Origin of the sequence: Streptomyces lienomycini, assembly GCF_027947595.1 — a bacterium.
In the GTDB taxonomy this organism is placed as follows: Bacteria; Actinomycetota; Actinomycetes; order Streptomycetales; family Streptomycetaceae; genus Streptomyces; species Streptomyces lienomycini.
The window spans coordinates 3266424-3282090 of the sequence record NZ_CP116257.1 but is presented as its reverse complement, the minus strand read 5'-3'; the positions used below and the strand labels follow the sequence as shown (position 1 = coordinate 3282090).

Annotated in this window: 13 protein-coding genes; 6 read left to right on the top strand and 7 right to left on the bottom strand. The window is 72.1% G+C overall.

Features of this window, described 5'->3' with window-relative positions:
* Positions 1 to 48: 48 nt before the first annotated feature.
* The 7 genes from BJ961_RS14760 to BJ961_RS14730 form a co-directional block, all read right to left on the bottom strand.
* The gene (locus BJ961_RS14760) at positions 49 to 1350 is read right to left on the bottom strand and encodes an alpha/beta fold hydrolase (RefSeq protein WP_271413277.1); all 1302 of its coding nucleotides are present in this window, start codon (positions 1348 to 1350) and stop codon (positions 49 to 51) included.
* 171 nt (positions 1351 to 1521) lie between these two features.
* Positions 1522 to 2547 (bottom strand): LacI family DNA-binding transcriptional regulator, encoded by a 1026-nt coding sequence (locus BJ961_RS14755; RefSeq protein WP_271413276.1) that lies wholly within the window; start codon positions 2545 to 2547, stop codon positions 1522 to 1524.
* 89 nt (positions 2548 to 2636) lie between these two features.
* Positions 2637 to 2957, bottom strand: a complete 321-nt coding sequence (locus BJ961_RS14750; protein ID WP_271413275.1) for an L-rhamnose mutarotase — start codon at positions 2955 to 2957, stop codon at positions 2637 to 2639.
* A 37-nt stretch (positions 2958 to 2994) separates the two neighbouring features.
* The gene (gene rhaS / locus BJ961_RS14745; RefSeq protein ID WP_271413274.1) at positions 2995 to 4077 is read right to left on the bottom strand and encodes a rhamnose ABC transporter substrate-binding protein; all 1083 of its coding nucleotides are present in this window, start codon (positions 4075 to 4077) and stop codon (positions 2995 to 2997) included.
* A gap of 40 nt (positions 4078 to 4117) precedes the next feature.
* On the bottom strand, positions 4118 to 5131 hold the full coding sequence (locus BJ961_RS14740; RefSeq protein ID WP_271413273.1) for an ABC transporter permease: 1014 nt from the start codon (positions 5129 to 5131) through the stop codon (positions 4118 to 4120).
* Positions 5124 to 6164, bottom strand: a complete 1041-nt coding sequence (locus BJ961_RS14735; protein WP_271413272.1) for an ABC transporter permease — start codon at positions 6162 to 6164, stop codon at positions 5124 to 5126. The genes BJ961_RS14740 and BJ961_RS14735 overlap by 8 nt, the downstream gene beginning before the upstream one ends.
* Entirely contained in the window at positions 6161 to 7678 is a 1518-nt protein-coding gene (locus BJ961_RS14730; protein WP_271413271.1) for a sugar ABC transporter ATP-binding protein, read from the bottom strand. The genes BJ961_RS14735 and BJ961_RS14730 overlap by 4 nt, the downstream gene beginning before the upstream one ends.
* Positions 7679 to 7956: 278 nt before the next feature.
* On the opposite strand from BJ961_RS14730, the gene rhaI reads away from it, so the two are divergent.
* From rhaI to BJ961_RS14700, 6 genes are all read left to right on the top strand, one after another.
* Positions 7957 to 9117 carry an L-rhamnose isomerase gene (gene rhaI, locus BJ961_RS14725; RefSeq protein ID WP_271413270.1) on the top strand — a complete coding sequence of 387 codons (1161 nt, stop codon included), beginning with the start codon at positions 7957 to 7959 and terminating at the stop codon, positions 9115 to 9117.
* Between the two features lie 112 nt (positions 9118 to 9229).
* Positions 9230 to 11269 carry a bifunctional aldolase/short-chain dehydrogenase gene (locus tag BJ961_RS14720; protein ID WP_271413269.1) on the top strand — a complete coding sequence of 680 codons (2040 nt, stop codon included), beginning with the start codon at positions 9230 to 9232 and terminating at the stop codon, positions 11267 to 11269.
* Positions 11266 to 12720: a rhamnulokinase gene (locus tag BJ961_RS14715; protein ID WP_271413268.1), complete on the top strand. Its 1455-nt coding sequence runs from the start codon at positions 11266 to 11268 to the stop codon at positions 12718 to 12720. The genes BJ961_RS14720 and BJ961_RS14715 overlap by 4 nt, the downstream gene beginning before the upstream one ends.
* 79 nt (positions 12721 to 12799) lie before the next feature.
* Complete coding sequence (locus tag BJ961_RS14710; RefSeq protein WP_271413267.1) at positions 12800 to 13552, top strand: (Fe-S)-binding protein; 753 nt, start codon at positions 12800 to 12802, stop codon at positions 13550 to 13552.
* On the top strand, positions 13549 to 15027 hold the full coding sequence (locus BJ961_RS14705; RefSeq protein ID WP_271413266.1) for a LutB/LldF family L-lactate oxidation iron-sulfur protein: 1479 nt from the start codon (positions 13549 to 13551) through the stop codon (positions 15025 to 15027). The genes BJ961_RS14710 and BJ961_RS14705 overlap by 4 nt, the downstream gene beginning before the upstream one ends.
* The gene (locus BJ961_RS14700; protein WP_271413265.1) at positions 15024 to 15656 is read left to right on the top strand and encodes a LutC/YkgG family protein; all 633 of its coding nucleotides are present in this window, start codon (positions 15024 to 15026) and stop codon (positions 15654 to 15656) included. The genes BJ961_RS14705 and BJ961_RS14700 overlap by 4 nt, the downstream gene beginning before the upstream one ends.
* The last annotated feature ends 11 nt before the right edge of the window (positions 15657 to 15667 follow it).

Below are 15667 nucleotides of genomic sequence, written 5' to 3'. Positions count from 1 at the left end.
CGCCCGCCGCCCACCCGGAATTCGGGCGCGGCCCGTCGGCCTTCGCCCCTACGCCTCGTCGCGGGCGAGGGCGAGCAGCCGGTCCAGGACGCGGGGGCCGCCGGCCCGTACGCCGTCGTGCTCGAACTCGTCGGTCACCCAGGTGCGCAGGCCCCGGACCGTGCGGGCGGTGGCGAGGGCGTGGGCGGTGTCGACGTACATGTCGTCGTGGTAGACGGCCGCGGCGGCGGGCACCTCGTTGGCGGCGAGGCGGGCGGGGTCGTACAGCGGCGTCCAGTCGGTGCGGGCGGCGAGCGCTTCGGCCGTTTCGCGCAGCGGGCGCAGCGCCGGGTCGGAGTCGAACATCCAGGGGTGGACGGACTCGCCGGTGAAGAGCAGCGGCTCGTCGCCCGCGAGGGCCTTGGCGGCGTCGAAGCGGGGGAACTCGGCGCGGACCCGCTCGGCGGACCAGGCGGTGGGGCGCGCGTCCTGGCCGTAGATGGCCTCGTGGACGAGGGCGTAGAGGGGGTGGCCGGCGTACGACAGCTGGCCCTGGACCTGCTCCTGGAAGGAGTCGGACAGCTCGGGTCCGCCGGGGGCGGGGACGAAGGCGTCCTCCAGGAGGAAGTGCAGGCGGTGGCTGCCCTCGCTGCCGCCCAGGAGGATGCCGAGGGACTGGAAGGCCTCCACGGTGAGCCGGTAGCCGTTCGGCAGGACCACGTCGTGGGTGAGGAGGTGGTCGGCGATGCGGCGGGCACGCTCGACGTCCTGCGGGTAGCGGGCGTAGTGCGCGGCCACCTTGCGCTCGATGCGGGGGAAGGCGGCCCGGTAGACGTCGTCTGCGTGGGCGTCGAGGGAGGGCAGGCCGCCGGTGATCAGGGCGGTGCTCAGGCCCTCGGGGGCCAGCGACAGGTAGGCGACGGTGCAGAAGCCGCCGAAGCTCTGGCCGAGGACGGCCCAGGGGGCGCCGCCGGTGACCTGGGGGCGGATGGCCTCGCAGTCGCGGACGATGGCGTCGGCACGGAAGTGGGTGAGGTAGTCGGCCTGCTCGGCGGGGCCGCCGCGCAGCGGGAGCGTCTGGCGGTTGGCCGGGGTGGAGGCGCCGGTGCCGCGCTGGTCCAGGAGCAGGACGCGGTACTCCTTCAGGGCGCGGCCGAGCCAGGCGGGACGGCCGATGAAACGGTTCGCCCCGAAGCCGGGGCCGCCCTGGAGGTAGACCAGCCACGGAAGGTCCTGGCCCGCCTTGTCGCTCGCGACGACCTCGCGGGCGAACAGCTCGATCGTCTCCCCGGCGGGGTCGGCGTGGTCGAGGGGCACGGTGAAACGGCGGTCGGTGAGGACGACGCCTGGCTGGCGGTAGCTGACGCTCAACGGGGCTCCCGGGGGCGGACGGACCTGACGGTGCGAAGGTGGCGGCGCAGATCTGGCGGACGGAGGGGACACGGCCGACGCTTTCGGCCGTGTCCCAGTTCAGCACACCGTCCCGAGGCCGCCGACCCCCGGGATCGGGCAAGCGTGCCGGATGCTCTGCTGAGTGGTCGGTCAGCGTGCGGCGAGGCTGGAGCGCCGCACCACCAGTTCCGGCTGGAGCACGACCCGACGGTGCGGGTGGGTGCGGTCGGTGCCCTCGAGTTCGGTCTCCTCCAGGAGCAGCTCGGCGGCCATGGCGCCCATGGTGACGGCGGGCTGGCGCACGGAGGTGAGCGGGACGGCCGCGGCGGCGGCGAACTCGATGTCGTCGTAGCCGACGATCGCGAGGTCGTCGGGGACGCCGACCCCGGCGGCGTACATGGCCTGGAGGACGCCGAGGGCGAGCAGGTCGTTGGCGCAGAAGACGGCGGTCGGCCGGTCGGCGAGGCCGAGGAGGCGGGCGCCGGCGTCCCGGCCGGCGGCGACGTCGAGCCGTTCGGTGGGCAGTTCACGCAGCGCTTCGGGGCCGAGTCCGGCCTCGGCGAGCGCGGCGAGGGCACCGGTGCGCCGGTCGCGGACCTGGTTGAGGCCGGGCGGTCCGCTGACGTAGGCGAGGGAGCGGTGCCCGGCGTCCACGAGGTGGCGCACGGCCAGCGCGCCGCCCGCGACGTCGTCGACGGAGACCGAGCACTCGGTGGTCCCCTCGGCGACCCGGTCGACCAGCACGAAGGGGATGTGGTGGCGCCGGAAGCCCTCGATGTTGCGGCCGGTGGCGTCGGCGGGGGTGAGCAGGACGCCGCGCACCCGCTGCTCGGCGAAGAGCGACAGGTACTCGGCCTCCTCGCCCGGGTTCTGGGCGCTGTTGCAGACCATCACGCCGAGTCCGGCCTGGCGTGCGGCGCGCTCGGCGCCGCGCGCGAGGTCGACGAAGAAGGGGTTGCCCATGTCGAGGACGAGCAGCCCCATGATCCGGCTGCGGCCCGCGCGCAGCTGGCGCGCGGACTCGCTGCGGACGTAGCCCAGCCGCTCGATCGCGGACAGCACGCGCGCGCGTGTCTCGGTGGCGACGGTGTCGGGGCGGTTGATGACGTTGGAGACCGTGCCCACGGAAACTCCGGCGGCGCGGGCGACATCCTTGATACCCACGGAATGGGCCATCGGGCAGGGACCTCCGAGGTCGGGTGGATGTGGGGGGGGGCGGCCGCAGGACCTTCACACAGTACCGGGCCGCCCCGACCGGCACCCGGTCAGGCGAGGTGGAACACCTCGGTGAGGGGCTTCATCGCCTCGTCGGGGCGGGCCCCGTCGAGGGACTCGAACAGGGGGCCCATCTCCGCCTGCCAGCGGCCGTTGACCTCGGTGGCCTCCATGCCGGCCTGGGCGGCGGCGAAGTCCTCGGTCTCCAGGTAGCCGACGAGCAGGCCGTCGTCGCGCAGGAAGAGCGAGTAGTTGTGCCAGCCGGTGGCGGAGAGCGCCTCGCACATCTCCGGCCACACGGCGGCATGGCGTTCGCGGTACTCCGCGATGCGGTCCTGGCGGACCTTGAGCAGGAAACAGACGCGCTGCATGAAGTACCGCTCCCGTACGAGAGTCCCGAGACGGGGACTAGAAGTCGAACTGGTCGATGTTGCCGGCGTTGAAGACGGTCGGCTTGCCGAGGTTGATCACGCCGTCCTTGCCGATGGTGTACTCGCCCAGCGCGCCGGCCTTGAAGGTCTCGCCCTCCTTGCCGGTGATCTGGCCGGAGGACAGGGCGACGGCGGTGCGGGCGGCCAGTTCGCCGAGCTTGGCCGGGTCCCACAGCTCGAACGCCTCGACGGTGCCGTTCTTGACGTAGTTGCGCATGTCGTTGGGCGTGCCGAGGCCGGTCAGCTTGACCTTGCCCTTGTACTTGGAGCCGGACAGGTACTGGGCGGCGGCCTTGATGCCGACGGTGGTCGGGGAGATGATCCCCTTCAGGTTCGGGTGTTCCTGGAGGAGGCCCTGGGTCTGCTGGAAGGACTTCTGGGCGTCGTCGTCGCCGTAGGCGACCTTGACCAGCTTGATGTCCTTGTACTTCGGATCCTTCAGCTCGTCCTTCATGATCTCGATCCAGGCGTTCTGGTTCGTCGCGGTCTGCGCGGCGGACAGGATCGCGATCTCGCCCTTGTTGCCGATCTGCTCGGCCATCTGCTGCACCTGGGTGCGGCCGATGTCGTCGGCGGACGCCTGGGAGATGAAGGCGTTGCGGCAGTCGGGGTTGGCGTCCGAGTCGTAGGTGACGACCTTGATGTCGTTCTTCATGGCCTGCTTGAGCGCGGTGCACAGCGCGCCCGGGTCCTGCGCGGAGACGGCGATGGCGTCGACCTGCTGCTGGGTGAGTGTGTTGACGTAGGAGACCTGGCCGGCGGTGTCGGTGCCGCTGGAGGTGCCGACCTCCTTGTAGCTGGAACCCAGCTCCTTGAGGGCCTTCTCGCCGCCCTTGTCGGCGACGGTGAAGTAGGGGTTGTTGACCTGCTTGGGCAGGAAGCCGACGGTCAGCCCCTTCTTCGTCTCGGCGTTCGGGTCGGCCTTGCCCGCCGTGGCGGCCTTGCCGCCCTCGTCCTTGACGTCCTCCTTCGTGGTGCCGCCGCAGGCGGTGGCGGCCAGGGCGAGGGAGGTGACGGCGGCGAGCGCCGCGCAGGTGCGGCGGATGGACGACTTGCGCATGGTGGGTTCCTTCTGAGGGTGGACGGAGCCGGTGACAGGGTTACGGGGTCGGCGCGGGGGCCTTGGACGGGGGCGCCGATACCGCCCTGCGTCCGGCTCTCGCGAGGGAGATCTGCCGTGCGACCCGGGGGCCGAGCACGGACAGGACGAGCAGGACGCCGGTGACGACGATCTGCGACTGCGCGGAGACGTCCTTCAGGCTCATGACGTTCTGCAGCGCGCCGAGCAGGAACACACCGGCGATCGCGCCGCCGAGGGTGCCCTTGCCGCCGTCGAAGTCGATGCCGCCCAGGAGTACGGCGGCGACGACGGAGAGTTCGAGGCCGGTGGCGTTGTCGTAGCGGGCGCTGGCGTAGTGCAGGGCCCAGAAGACGCCGGTGAGGGACGACATCAGCCCGGTCAGCGTGAACAGGACCAGCTTCTGCCGCTTGACCCGGATGCCGGCGAAGCGGGCGGCCTCCTCGCTGGCCCCGATGGCGAACAGCGACCGACCCATCGGCGTGGCGTGCAGGGCGACGACGGCGATGGCCAGCAGCACCAGGAACGGCAGGAACGCGTACGGGAGGAAGGTGTCGCCGATGCGTCCGGCCGCGAAGTCCAGGTACTGCGCGGGGAAGTCGGTCACCGCGTCGGAGCCGAGCACGATCTGCGCGATGCCCCGGTAGGCGGCCATGGTGCCGATGGTGACGGCGAGGGAGGGCAGTCCGAGCCGGGTGACCAGGAGGCCGTTGACCAGACCGCAGACCACGCCGAGCAGCAGGCAGATCGGGATGATCGCCTCGATGGTCATGCCCTGGTTCCACAGGGCGCCCATCACCGCGCCGGACAGGCCCGCGGTGGAGGCGACCGACAGGTCGATCTCGCCGGAGACGACCAGCAGCGTCATCGGCAGGGCGATGAGCGCGATCGGCAGGGTGTTGCCGATGAGGAAGGACAGGTTGAGGGCGTTGCCGAACCCGTCGACGAAGCCGAAGGAGAGCAGCAGCACGACCACGAGGAGAGCGCCGACGACCGTGTCCCAGCGGACGGCGCGCGCGAGGGAGCTGTCAGCCATGGCGGGCGTTCCTCTTCTTCAGGGCGTTGGCCACGCGCAGCGCGACGATCCGGTCGACGGCGATGGCGAGGATGAGCAGGATGCCGTTGATGGCCAGCACCCACACCGAGCTGACGCCGAGGGCGGGCAGCACGCTGTTGATGGAGGTCAGCAGCAGCGCGCCGAGCGCCGCGCCGTACACGCTGCCGGAGCCGCCGGTGAAGACGACGCCGCCGACCACCACGGCGCTGACGACGGTCAGTTCGTAGCCGTTGCCGGTGCCGGAGTCGACGTTGCCGAACCGGGCGAGGTAGAGGGCGCCGGCGAGTCCGGCGAGGGCACCGCAGAACGTGTAGGCGGCCAGGATCCGCTTGCGGACCGGGATGCCGGCCAGCCGGGCGGCCTCCGGGTTGGAGCCGAGGGCGTACAGCTCGCGTCCGCTGCCGAACTGCTTGAGGTAGTACGCCGTGGCGACGAGCACCGCGAGGGCGATCATGGCCAGCCACGGCACGGCGGAGATGCCGCCGGAGCCGAAGTCGACGAAGCCGCCGGGCAGGTCGGCCGCGGTGATCTGCCGGGAGCCGACCCAGATGGAGTCGATGCCGCGGATGATGTAGAGGGTGCCGAGGGTGACGACCAGGGCGGGCACCTGGCCGAGGCTGACCAGCGCACCGTTGAGCAGGCCGAATCCGACGCCCGTCAGCACGGCGAGCAGCACGGCCACGACCGGGTTGCCGCCGCCCTGGAGGTAGGTGCCGGCGGCGAAGGCGCTGATGCCGAGGGTGGAGCCGACGGACAGGTCGACGTTGCGGGTGATGACGACCAGGGACTGCCCGGTGGCGACCAGGACGAGGATGGTGGCGTTCAGCAGCAGGTCCTTGATGCCCTGCTCGGACAGGAACTCGCTGTTGCCGGCCTGGGTGACGGCGATCATCACCAGGAAGACGAGCAGGATGGCGAGTTCGCGCATCTTGAAGATGCGGTCCACCAGGCGGGTGGCACCGGCCTTGGGCACGTCGGCCACGGGGGCCTGGTCGGGTGCGGTGACCGTCATGCGGCGGCCCTCCCCGTGGCTGCGGCCATCACGGTCTCCTCGGTGGCGTCGGTGCGGGATATCTCGGCGGTCAGCCGGCCCTCGTGCATCACCAGGACGCGGTCGGCCATGCCGAGGACCTCGGGCAGGTCGGAGGAGATCATCAGGACGGCCACGCCGTCGGCGGCCAGCTGCGAGAGAAGCCGGTGCACCTCGGCCTTGGTGCCGACGTCGATGCCGCGGGTGGGCTCGTCGACGATCAGCACCTTGGGGCCGGTGGCCAGCCACTTGGCGAGGACGACCTTCTGCTGGTTGCCGCCGGAGAGGGTGGCGACGGTGTCGGCGATGCGGGCGTACTTGACCTGGAGCTTGACCGCCCAGTCGAGGGAGCGGCTGCGTTCGGCGCCCCGGTCCACGAGGCCGGCCCGCACGGTCGTGCGCAGGCCGGTGAGGCCGATGTTGCGCTCGATGGACATGTCCATCACCAGGCCCTGGGCGCGGCGGTCCTCCGGGACGAGGGCGAGGCCGGCGGCCATCGCGGTGGAGGGGGCGCCGTTGACGAGCGGCTTCCCGTCGACCTCGACCTCCCCGGCATCCCAGCGGTCGACGCCGAAGACGGCGCGGGCGACCTCGGTGCGTCCGGCGCCGACGAGTCCGGCGAGGGCTACGATCTCGCCGCGCCGCACCTCGAAGGAGACGTCGGTGAAGACGCCCTCGCGGGTCAGCCTGCGCACGCTGAGGGCCTTCTCGCCCGGGGTGACCTCCTGCTTGGGGTACAGCTCGTCGAGGTCGCGGCCGACCATGCGGCGCACCAGGTCGTCCTCGGCCATGCCCTCCAGAGGCTCGCTGGCGATCCAGGCACCGTCGCGCAGGGTGGTGACCCGCTCGCAGATCCGGAAGATCTCCTCCAGGCGGTGGGAGATGAACAGCACCGCGGCGCCCTGTTCGCGCAGGGTGCGCACCACGCCGAAGAGCCGGGCCACCTCGCTGCCGGTGAGGGCGGCGGTCGGCTCGTCCATGATGAGGACGCGGGCGTCGAAGGAGAGCGCCTTGGCGATCTCCACGATCTGCTGGTCCGCGATGGACAGGCCGCGCGCGGGCCGGTCGGGGTCGAGTTCGACCCCGAGGCGCAGCATCAGTTCGGCGGTGGCGGCGCGGGTCGCCCTGTGGTCGATGCGGCCGAGGGCGCGGCGCGGCTGGCGGCCCATGAAGATGTTCTCGGCGATCGAGAGGTCGGGAAAGAGGGTGGGCTCCTGGTAGATCACGGCGATGCCGGCGTCGCGGGCGTCGCCGGGGCCGTGGAACACGACCGGCGTGCCGTCGAGCAGCACCTGGCCGGCGTCCGGCCGGTGCACTCCGGCCAGCGTCTTGATGAGGGTCGACTTTCCGGCGCCGTTCTCTCCGGCGAGGGCGTGCACCTCGCCGGGGAACAGCTCCAGGGAGACGTCCCGCAGCGCACGGACCGCGCCGAAGGACTTGGAGACGTCCCTGAGCGCCAGAACCGGGGCCGTACCCGTGTCGGACGGGTGGGTCATTGGGGGCTCCTCGACGACGCCGGGCGGGACGGCCCTCACGGCGTCGTGAAAGGTTTCAACTCGGTTGCCGGGACGTTAGCGCAGTCAGGGCATGTCACGTCAATGGGTTTGGGTCGAAAACCTTTCGATATCCGAAGGTCACAGCCGAGTCACGAACACGTGGAACGGCCGGAAGGGTTGACACCCCATCGGGCGGCTCATAACTTCGCGTTCTGAATCGTTTCACACATGGTCGTGCCTCACCGCTGGTCACGACCCGATGCCACAGGAGCGCCGAAGTGACCGAGCTCGCCGCGGTGAAGGCCGCGCTCAAGACCCAGGCCGTCGAGACGCCGTCGTGGGCGTACGGCAACTCGGGCACCCGCTTCAAGGTGTTCGCCCAGGCCGGCGTGCCACGCGACCCGTTCGAGAAGCTGGACGACGCGGCGAAGGTGCACGAGTTCACCGGCGCGGCCCCGACCGTCGCCCTGCACATCCCGTGGGACAGGGTCGAGGACTACGCCGCGCTGGCCGCGCACGCCGAGAAGCGGGGCGTGCGCATCGGCGCGATCAACTCCAACACCTTCCAGGACGACGACTACAAGCTCGGCAGCATCTGCCACCCCGACGCGGCGGTGCGCAGGAAGGCCGTCGACCACCTGCTGGAGTGCGTCGACATCATGGACGCGACCGGGTCGCGCGACCTGAAACTGTGGTTCGCCGACGGCACCAACTACCCCGGGCAGGACGACATCCGCTCCCGGCAGGACCGGCTGGCCGAGGGCCTGGCCGAGGTGTACGGGCGGCTCGGCGAGAACCAGCGGATGCTCCTGGAGTACAAGCTCTTCGAGCCGGCGTTCTACACGACGGACGTGCCGGACTGGGGCACGGCGTACGCGCACTGCCTGAAGCTGGGCGAGAAGGCGCAGGTCGTGGTCGACACGGGGCACCACGCGCCGGGCACGAACATCGAGTTCATCGTGGCGACGCTGCTGCGGGAGGGGAAGCTCGGCGGGTTCGACTTCAACTCGCGGTTCTACGCGGACGACGACCTGATGGTCGGCGCGGCCGACCCCTTCCAGCTGTTCCGGATCATGTACGAGGTGGTGCGCGGCGGCGGGTTCACGTCCGACGTGGCGTTCATGCTCGACCAGTGCCACAACATCGAGGCGAAGATCCCGGCCATCATCCGGTCGGTGATGAACGTGCAGGAGGCCACGGCGAAGGCGCTGCTGGTCGACGGTCCGGCGCTGGCCGCCGCGCAGGACTCGGGGGATGTGCTGGAGGCCAACGCGGTGTTGATGGACGCGTACAACACGGACGTGCGTCCGCTTCTTCGGGAGGTGCGGGAGGAGTCGGGGTTGGACCCCGAGCCCATGAAGGCGTATCGCTCCTGCGGGTGGGCGGAGAAGGTCGTTGCCGAACGGGTGGGTGGCGAGCAGGCCGGGTGGGGGGCGTAGGCGTCTGCCGGGTTTCCGTCGTTGGCGGGCTGCGGTTGATCGTGGTTGATCGCGCAGTTCCCCGCGCCCCTGAAGGGGCGCACCTCCTCCCCTCCGTCGAAAAGGCACCGTCATGACATCTCACCCTGAAGCCGCCGCCCTCCTCGCCCGTTCCCATCGGCTCGGGGCCGATCCGCGCAACACCAACTACGCCGGCGGCAACGCGTCCGCCAAGGGCGCCGGAACCGACCCCGTCACCGGGGGTGATGTGGAACTGATGTGGGTCAAGGGGTCCGGCGGGGATCTCGGGACGCTCACCGAGGGCGGGCTCGCCGTGCTGCGGCTGGACCGCATGCGGGCGCTCAAGGACGTCTACCCGGGCGTCGGGCGCGAGGACGAGATGGTCGCCGCCTTCGACTACTGCCTGCACGGCAAGGGCGGCGCCGCGCCCTCGATCGACACGGCGATGCACGGACTCGTCGAGGCCGCCCACGTCGACCACCTCCACCCGGACTCCGGGATCGCGCTGGCCTGCGCGGCGGACGGCGAGAAGCTGACCGCCGAGTGCTTCGGCGACACCGTCGTGTGGGTGCCGTGGCGGCGGCCCGGGTTCCAGCTCGGGCTGGACATCGCGGCCGTCAAGGAGGCCAACCCGCAGGCCATCGGGTGCGTGCTCGGCGGGCACGGCATCACCGCCTGGGGCGACACCTCCGAGGAGTGCGAGCGCAACTCCCTGCACATCATCCGCACCGCCGAGGCCTTCCTCGCCGAGCGCGGGAAGGCCGAGCCGTTCGGTCCGGTGATCGAGGGGTACGCGGCGCTTCCCGAGGCCGGGCGGCGGGAGCGGGCGGCGGCGCTGGCGCCGTACGTCCGCGGTCTGGCCTCCCAGGACCGGCCGCAGGTCGGGCACTTCACCGACGCGGACGTGGTCCTCGACTTCCTCGCGCGCGCCGAGCACCCCCGGCTCGCGGCGCTCGGCACCTCCTGCCCCGACCACTTCCTGCGCACCAAGGTGCGGCCGCTGGTCCTGGACGTGGCGCCGACCGCGCCGCTGGACGAGGCGGTGGCCCGGCTCAGGGAGCTGCACGCGGCCTACCGCGAGGAGTACGCCGCCTACTACCGGCGGCACGCCGAGCCGGACTCCCCCGCCATGCGGGGCGCGGACCCGGCGATCGTGCTGGTACCGGGCGTGGGCATGTTCAGCTTCGGCAAGGACAAGCAGACCGCGCGGGTGGCCGGCGAGTTCTACGTCAACGCGATCAACGTGATGCGCGGGGCGGAGGCGGTGTCGTCGTACGCGCCGATCGAGGAGTCGGAGAAGTTCCGCATCGAGTACTGGGCGCTGGAGGAGGCCAAGCTCCGGCGGATGCCGAAGCCGAAGCCGCTGGCCACCCGCGTCGCCCTCGTCACAGGCGCGGGCAGCGGGATCGGGAGGGCGATCGCGCGGCGGCTGGTCGACGAGGGCGCGTGCGTGGTCGTCGCGGACCTGAACGCCGGGAACGCGGCCAAGGTCGCCGAGGAGCTGGGCGGGGCGGACAGGGCGGTCGCCGTGACCGTCGACGTCACCTCCGAGGAGCAGATCGCGGACGCCTTCGAGGCGGCGGTGCTGGCCTTCGGCGGGGTCGACCTGGTGGTCAACAACGCGGGGATCTCCATCTCCAAGCCGCTCCTGGAGACCACGGCGAAGGACTGGGACCTCCAGCACGACATCATGGCCCGCGGCTCCTTCCTCGTCTCGCGCGAGGCGGCCCGGGTGATGACCGCGCAGCAGCTGGGCGGCGACATCGTGTACATCGCGTCGAAGAACGCCGTGTTCGCGGGCCCGAACAACATCGCCTACTCCGCCACCAAGGCCGACCAGGCCCACCAGGTGCGTCTCCTCGCCGCCGAACTGGGCGAGCACGGCATCCGCGTCAACGGCGTCAACCCCGACGGCGTGGTGCGCGGCTCCGGGATCTTCGCGGGCGGCTGGGGCGCCAAGCGCGCCGCCGTGTACGGGGTGCCGGAGGAGAAGCTGGGCGAGTTCTACGCGCAGCGCACGCTGCTCAAGCGCGAGGTGCTGCCCGAGCACGTCGCGAACGCCGTGTTCGCGCTGACCGGCGGCGACCTCACCCACACCACCGGCCTGCACGTCCCGGTCGACGCCGGCGTCGCCGCCGCGTTCCTGCGATGAGCGACTCCGGGGACGTCGGGTCGTACGCCGCGGTCGACCTCGGCGCGTCCAGCGGGCGCGTCATGGTCGGCCGCGTCGGCCCCGACCGGCTGGAGCTGACCGAGGCGCACCGCTTCCCCAACCGTCCGGTCCGTACGCCCGACGGGCTGCGCTGGGACGTCCTCGCGCTGTACGCCGGTGTGCTGGACGGGCTGCGGTCGGCCGGGCCGGTGGACTCGGTGGGCGTGGACAGCTGGGCCGTCGACCACGGGCTGCTGGACGCGGACGGGGCGCTGCTGGGCAACCCCGTGCACTACCGGGACGCCCGCACCGAGGGCGTCGCGGAGCGGGTGTGGGCCACGCTGCCGGCCGAGGAGCTGTACGCGGCGACCGGGTTGCAGTACGCGCCGTTCAACACCCTGTACCAGCTCGCCGCCGCCCGGGGCACGGCCCAGTTCGCGGCGGCGCGACGGCTGCTGCTGATCCCCGATCTGCTGACCTACTGGCTGACCGGCGAGCAGGGCACGGAGCTGACCAACGCCTCCACCACCCAGCTGATCGACCCCCGCACGGGCGACTGGTCGCACGAGGTGGCCGGCCGGCTCGGCATCGACCTGGGCCTGTTCGCCCCGTTGCGCCGGCCCGGCGACCCGGCCGGGGTGCTGCGGCCCGAGGTGCTGGAGGAGACGGGGCTCACGGGGCCCGTGCCGGTGACGACGGTCGGTTCGCACGACACCGCCTCCGCGGTGGCCGCCGTACCGGCCGCGGACGAGCGGTTCGCGTACATCTGCACCGGCACCTGGTCACTGGCCGGGCTGGAGCTGACCGCTCCGGTGCTGACCGAGGAGAGCCGCGCCGCCAACTTCACCAACGAACTCGGTCTGGACGGCACCGTCCGGTATCTGCGCAACATCATGGGGCTGTGGCTGCTCCAGGAGTGCGTACGGGCCTGGGGCGACCCGGACCTCGGCGCGCTGCTGGCCGAGGCGGCCCGGGTGCCGGCGCTGCGGTCGGTGGTGGACGCGGGCGACCCGGCGTTCCTGGCGCCGGGCCGGATGCCGGAGCGGATCGCCGAGGCGTGCCGTGCCTCGGGGCAGCCGGTGCCCGGGACGCCCGCCGAGGTGACCCGGTGCATCCTCGACTCGCTGGCGCTGGCCCACCGCGGGGCCGTGGCGGACGCCCAGCGGCTGGCCGGGCACCCGGTCGACGTGGTCCACGTGGTCGGCGGCGGCACCCGCAACGCGCTGCTGTGCCAACTGACCGCCGACGCTTGCGGGTTGCCGGTGGTGGCCGGGCCGACCGAGGCCGCCGCGCTCGGCAACGTCCTCGTGCAGGCCCGCGCCCACGGACGGGTCGGCGACCTCGGCGGGATGCGCCGGCTGCTGGCCCGCACCCAGTCGCCGACCCGCTACGAGCCGCGCGGCGACACGGCCCGCTGGCGGGCCGCCGAGACCCGACTCGCCGACCGGTGAACCGGGTCTCCCCCGCCCTCGGTCCCGACGACTACCCTGCTCTGGGCATGCGCCCGACCATCGAACACGAGGAGCCGCGATGCGTGTCGCCCTGTTCCTGACCTGCGTCAACGACACGCTCTATCCGCAGACCGGCCGGGCCGTGGTGGAGCTGCTCACCCGACTGGGCGTCGACGTCGACTTCCCCATGGCCCAGACCTGTTGCGGGCAGGCGCACTACAACACGGGTTACCGGCACGAGGCCGAGCCGCTGGCCCGGCACTTCGCCGACGTGTTCACGGACCACGACGCGATCGTGACGCCCTCGGGATCGTGCGGCGCGATGGTGCGGGAGTTGTATCCGCGCATGGGCGAGCGGGCGCGGGCGGAGGGGCGCGGGGACGCGCTCGCGGCCACGCTGGCGCCGGTGGTGCCGAAGACGTACGAGCTGACGGAGTTCCTCGTGGACGTGCTGGGGGTGACCGACGTGGGGGCGTACTACCCGCACGCGGTGACGTACCACCCGACCTGCCACGGTCTGCGCAGCCTGGGCCTGGGCGACCGGCCCCGGCGCCTGCTGGAGGCGGTGGAGGGGCTGGAGCTGGTGGAGCTGCCGGGCGCCGAGGAGTGCTGCGGGTTCGGCGGCACCTTCGCCGTGAAGAACTCCGACGTGTCGGCGGCGATGGGCACGGACAAGGTGCGCAACGCCGAGTCCACCGGCGCGGACGTGCTGTGCGCTGCCGACAACTCCTGTCTGATGCACATCGGCGGGACGATGACGCGGCTGCGCACGGGCATGCGTCCGGTGCACATCGCGGAGATCCTGGCGAGCACGCGGGAGGCGGCCGTATGAGCGGGACGTTCGTGGGAATGCCGGCCTTTCCGGTCGCGGCCCGGGAGGCCGTGGGCAACGAGACCCTGCGCGGCAACCTGCGCCACGCCACCCACACCATCCGGGACAAGCGGGCCCGCGCGGTCGCGGAGCTGGACGACTGGGCGGCGCTGCGCGAGGCCGGGAAGCAGATCAAGGACCACACGCTGCGCCACCTCGACCGCTACCTGGTGCAGGTGGAGGAGGCGGTGACGGCGGCCGGCGGCACGGTCCACTGGGCCGCCGACGCGGACGAGGCCAACGAGATCGTCGCCCGCCTCGTCGAGGAGACCGGCGAGTCGGAGGTCGTCAAGGTCAAGTCGATGGCGACGCAGGAGATCGCCCTCAACGAGGCCCTGGAGGCGCGGGGGATCCACGCCTACGAGACCGATCTCGCCGAGTTGATCGTACAGTTGGGCAAGGACCGGCCCTCGCACATCCTGGTGCCCGCCATCCACCGCAACCGCGGCGAGATCCGGGACATCTTCCGCTCCGAGATGAGCGAGTGGGGCCGTCCCGCGCCCGAGAACCTGACGGACACGCCCGCCGAACTCGCGGAGGCGGCCCGGCTGCACCTGCGGGAGAAGTTCCTGCGGGCCAGGGTCGGCATCTCCGGCGCCAACTTCGTGGTGGCCGAGACCGGCACGCTGGTGGTCGTGGAGTCCGAGGGCAACGGGCGGATGTGCCTGACCCTGCCCGAGACGCTGATCTCGGTCGTCGGCATCGAGAAGATCGTGCCGAGGTGGCAGGACCTGGAGGTGTTCCTGCAGACCCTCCCCCGTTCCTCGACGGCCGAACGCATGAACCCGTACACGTCCATGTGGACCGGCACGACCGACGAGGACGGTCCGCGCGCCTTCCACCTGGTGCTGCTGGACAACGGGCGCACCGACACCCTCGCCGACGAGGTGGGCCGCCAGGCGCTGCGCTGCATCCGCTGCTCGGCCTGCCTGAACGTCTGCCCGGTGTACGAGCGGGCCGGCGGCCACGCCTACGGCTCGGTGTACCCGGGCCCGATCGGCGCCATCCTCAGCCCCCAACTGCGGGGCACTGGCAGCGAGATCGACGCCTCGCTGCCGTACGCGTCCTCCTTGTGCGGCGCCTGCTACGAGGTGTGCCCGGTCGCCATCGACATCCCGGAGGTGCTGGTGCACCTGCGGGAGCGGGTGGTGCAGGGCGGTCCGGCCGTCCGGAACGGCAACCGGGTGGTGCTGAGGCCCGCCAAGGGGCACGCCGCCGAGCGTGCGGCGATGCGGGCGGCGCAGTGGGCGTTCACGCACCCGGGCGCGCTGCGGACGGGGCAGCGGCTGGCCTCGCGCACCCGCCGCCTGCATCCGCGTACGCTGCCCGGTCCCGGCCGGGCGTGGAGCGGCAGCCGGGACCTCCCGGCAGTGCCCGCGGAGCCGTTCCGGGACTGGTGGCAGCGCACGCACGGCGGGAAGGGCGGAGCGAAGTGAGCAGCAGGGAACGCATCCTGGGCCGGGTCCGGCGCGCGCTGGCGGACGTGCCGGGCGACGAGGCGCCCGTCGCCCGGGACTATCTGCGCGAGCACGGGCAGCGGTCCGCCGCAAGGACGGTGGACCTGCTCGCCGAGAACCTGGCGGACTACCGGGCGCTCGTGCACCGCTGCGCGCAGGGGGAACTGCCCGAGTTGATCGCCGGTCTCCTGTCCGCGCACGGGTCCACGAGCGTGGTGGTCCCCCACGGGTTGCCGAAGGAGTGGTCGCGGGCTGTCGACGCGGACCTGGTCCAGGACCGGGCGGCGAGCACCGCGCGGGAACTCGACCGGGTCGACAGCGTGGTCACCGGCTGCGCCGTGGCCGTCGCCGAGACCGGCACCATCGTCCTGGACGGCTCCCCCGACCAGGGCCGCCGCCGCATCACCCTGGTCCCGGACCACCACATCTGCGTCGTCCGGGTGCCGGACCAGGTGGTCGCGTCGGTGCCGCTCGCGCTCGAACGCCTCGACCCGGCCCGCCCGTTGACGTGGATCTCCGGTCCGTCCGCGACCAGTGACATCGAGCTGGACCGGGTCGAGGGGGTGCACGGTCCGCGCACCCTGGAGGTGGTGCTGGTGGAGGGCTGAGGCTACTGACC

Coding starts and splice junctions, on each gene's coding strand:
- BJ961_RS14755 (WP_271413276.1), bottom strand. CDS start 2,547: ATGGCCCATTCCGTGGGTATCAAGGATGTCGCCCGCGCCGCCGGAGTT.
- BJ961_RS14750 (WP_271413275.1), bottom strand. CDS start 2,957: ATGCAGCGCGTCTGTTTCCTGCTCAAGGTCCGCCAGGACCGCATCGCG.
- rhaS (WP_271413274.1), bottom strand. CDS start 4,077: ATGCGCAAGTCGTCCATCCGCCGCACCTGCGCGGCGCTCGCCGCCGTC.
- BJ961_RS14740 (WP_271413273.1), bottom strand. CDS start 5,131: ATGGCTGACAGCTCCCTCGCGCGCGCCGTCCGCTGGGACACGGTCGTC.
- BJ961_RS14735 (WP_271413272.1), bottom strand. CDS start 6,164: ATGACGGTCACCGCACCCGACCAGGCCCCCGTGGCCGACGTGCCCAAG.
- BJ961_RS14730 (WP_271413271.1), bottom strand. CDS start 7,678: ATGACCCACCCGTCCGACACGGGTACGGCCCCGGTTCTGGCGCTCAGG.
- BJ961_RS14720 (WP_271413269.1), top strand. CDS start 9,230: ATGACATCTCACCCTGAAGCCGCCGCCCTCCTCGCCCGTTCCCATCGG.
- BJ961_RS14715 (WP_271413268.1), top strand. CDS start 11,266: ATGAGCGACTCCGGGGACGTCGGGTCGTACGCCGCGGTCGACCTCGGC.
- BJ961_RS14710 (WP_271413267.1), top strand. CDS start 12,800: ATGCGTGTCGCCCTGTTCCTGACCTGCGTCAACGACACGCTCTATCCG.
- BJ961_RS14705 (WP_271413266.1), top strand. CDS start 13,549: ATGAGCGGGACGTTCGTGGGAATGCCGGCCTTTCCGGTCGCGGCCCGG.